General features: G+C 59.9%; 3 protein-coding genes. All 3 read right to left on the bottom strand.

The features are described from left to right. Window positions 1–49 precede the first annotated feature (49 nt). Window positions 50–880, bottom strand: coding sequence for an ABC transporter permease (locus AC0L2J_RS34590; RefSeq protein ID WP_473395964.1), 831 nt, complete (start codon window positions 878–880; stop codon window positions 50–52). 5 nt (window positions 881–885) lie between these two features. Further along, window positions 886–2136: an ABC transporter permease gene (locus tag AC0L2J_RS34585; protein ID WP_473395963.1), complete on the bottom strand. Its 1251-nt coding sequence runs from the start codon at window positions 2134–2136 to the stop codon at window positions 886–888. Window positions 2137–2208: 72 nt separating this feature from the next. Further along, on the bottom strand, window positions 2209–2868 hold a 660-nt coding region (locus AC0L2J_RS34580; protein ID WP_473395962.1), incomplete at its 5' end, for an extracellular solute-binding protein.

The following is a 2868-nucleotide window of genomic DNA, read 5'->3' as shown; positions in this document are numbered from 1 at the left end:
GCATCTCGGCGAGAGCACCTGAGGTTCTTCGGATGAGCGTCGGGAACCGTCAGGTACTGCTGGTCCCGCGTAGTCGCTCCGAGCGTCGCCGAAGCAGCTCGACAGTAGTCAGGAGGACGATGGAGAACAGGATCAGCACAGTGGCGGCGGCGATAATAGTCGGGCTGATCTGCTCTCGGACGCCGGAGAACATGACCTTCGGTAAGGTGCGCTGCTCAGGGCCCGAGACGAAAAGGGCGACTACAACCTCGTCGAAGGACGTGATGAAGGCAAAGAGCGCGCCAGAGATCATTCCCGGAATGATGAGCGGCAAGGTGATCTTGAAAAAGACCGTGACCGATGACGCGCCGAGTCCAGCGGCTGCCCGGGTCAGCGAATTGTCAAAACCCATCAGCGACGCGGTTACGGTGATGACGACGAACGGAGTGGCCAGCGTGATGTGCGCCAGGACCAACCCGGCATAACTGTTGAGCAGCCCGACATCGGCATAGAAGAAATACACGGCGACCGAGGTGATTACGACCGGCACGACGATGGGGGAGATCAGCACGCTCATCACCGCAGCGCGCCAGGGGAAGTTCGGACGGCTGAGCCCGAGCGCCGCTAAGGTGCCGAGCGCGGTCGACAGCAGCGTGACCGACACGGCCACGACAATTGAGTTGTGCAGCGCGCCCAGCCAACGCTCGGTAAGGAAGAACTCCTCATACCAGCGGGTCGACAGCCCTGCCATAGGATAGGTGAAGAAGGGCACGGAGTTGAACGACAGCGGGATGATGACAAGGATAGGCGCGATCAGGAACAACAGCACTGCCCCGCAGACCATCCGGTGCAAATAGTACCAGATCTTTTCCATCGGAGAGGTATAGACGGAAGCGGCCATCGTTCTCAGCCCATGTTGATCCGGTCGACGCCGACCAGCTTGTTGAAGATATAGTAGAGCAGCAGCGTCGCTGTGAGCAGGATGGCGCCGAGGGCCGAGGCCAGGCCCCAGTTGAGTTCTTCATTTGTATAGTGGGCGACGAAGTAGGCGACCATCTGATCGTTCGGACCGCCGACAAGCGCGGGCGTGATGTAGTAGCCCAAGCAAAGGATAAAGGTCAGAAGGCCGCCGGCAGCGATCCCCGGTAATGTCTGGGGAAAGTAGACCTTCCAGAAGGCATAAAAGGGTCCGGCGCCGAGCGAGCGGGCAGCGCGGACATGACTAGGCGAGATCGTCTTCATTACGCTGTAGATTGGCAGCAACGTGAAAGGCAGCTGGATATGGGTCATGGCTACCAGTGTGCCGATCCTATTGAAGATGAGCTCGGCCGGCTGCGATATGATATGCAAAGTCATCAGCATGTCGTTGACGAGGCCGTGCCGTTGCAAAAGCACGACCCAGGCGGTGGTGCGCACCAGCAGCGAGGTCCAGAACGGCAACACGACCATGATCATCAGCAGATTGCTGGATCTAGGCGGCAATTTCGCCAGGAGATAAGCCACGGGAAAGCCCAGCAGCAGGGTCGCGGCAGTTACACCGATGCTGATGCCAAGCGTGCGCAGGAAGGTGTCGCGGAAGATCGAAGTCTCCGGCGGCGAGGCGACGATATGGCTGTCGGGGCCATATTGGTAATCAATCGAACGCAGCAAGTAATAGGCCGTATAGGCCGAGCTCCCGCGCTTCAGGAGGTTCCAGACGTCCTGCCGACCCCAGAGCGGGTTGATCGCGATCAGCGCTTCCTTGTAGGGGCCGGCGGACAGCGTACTCGCCTTTCGGGCGCTCGACGTCACTTGGCCGGCAGCGCCCGGCAGCTCATAGTTCATCCGCTTGCCGATCGCCCCCATTGCCTTGTCTGCCCAGGCCTGCTTGAGATCTTCCGCGAGAGCGGCATAGACGCCTTCATCAGGCAGGTCCTGGCCATTCCACGTGCTGAGCGCTGCCGAGGTCCGTGGCATCAGGGCCAACAGCGTATCGTCATGGATTGCGTTGAACATCATCCGGCCAAGTGGAAAGACAAAGGCCGTCATGATGAATAGCAGCAGCGGCAGGACGAGGATGAAGGCCCTTAGTTGGCGTCGGCGCTCGATGCGCTGCAGCTGAATCCGCAGCGGAACGCTATTGGGGTTGCCGGCAATTTGAATGGCCGTCGTTGTCATCTGCTCGTCTCCTCAGTTCGGCCATCCAAGGTGCGCGAGGAGAACGGAAGCTCTCCCCGCCGCTTCTTGTTCTTACTTGGAGAGCCAGGCAGTAAAGCGCTGACGCAGCTCGTCCCTCCTGTTGATCCAGAAGGCTCGGTCCGGCAGCTGGGCAACGGCCATATGCTCGGGTGCTGTCGGAATGTCAGGCAGGACGGCCGGATCGACAAGCGCCATCGCATCCTTGTTGCCAGGTCCATAGGGAATGTACCGTGTGAGGTCGGCCAGCACCTGGGGCGAGGAGGCAAAGGCGATGAACTTGTAGGCATCGTCCAGCCGCGGACTACCCTTGGGGATCGCCCACACGTCAAAGCCCGGCTGCTGGGCATCCCACACGATCTCGAAGTGCTTGCCGGAGTTCTTGTTTGCATCGTAGATGCGGCCGTTCCAGGCTGATGTCATTATGACCTGGCCGTCAGCCAGCAGCTGCGGCGGCTGAGCACCGGTTGTCCACCAGACGACGTCCTTCTTGATCGTGTCGAGCTTCTTGAACGCGCGGTCGACGCCCTCAGGCGTGTTGAGCACCTTGTAGACGTCCTTGACGGCCACGCCATCGGCAATCAGGGCCCATTCGAGATTGCCTGCGGGATTCTTCAACAGTCCGCGCTTGCCCGGGAATTTCTGCAGATCGAACAGGTCGGCGATGGTCTTTGGACCATTCGCCAGCTTTTCCTTGTCATAGACGAGGATAGT

Source organism: Bradyrhizobium sp. MV1.5 (genome assembly GCF_055807615.1).
This window is presented reverse-complemented; position numbering and strand designations above follow the sequence as displayed.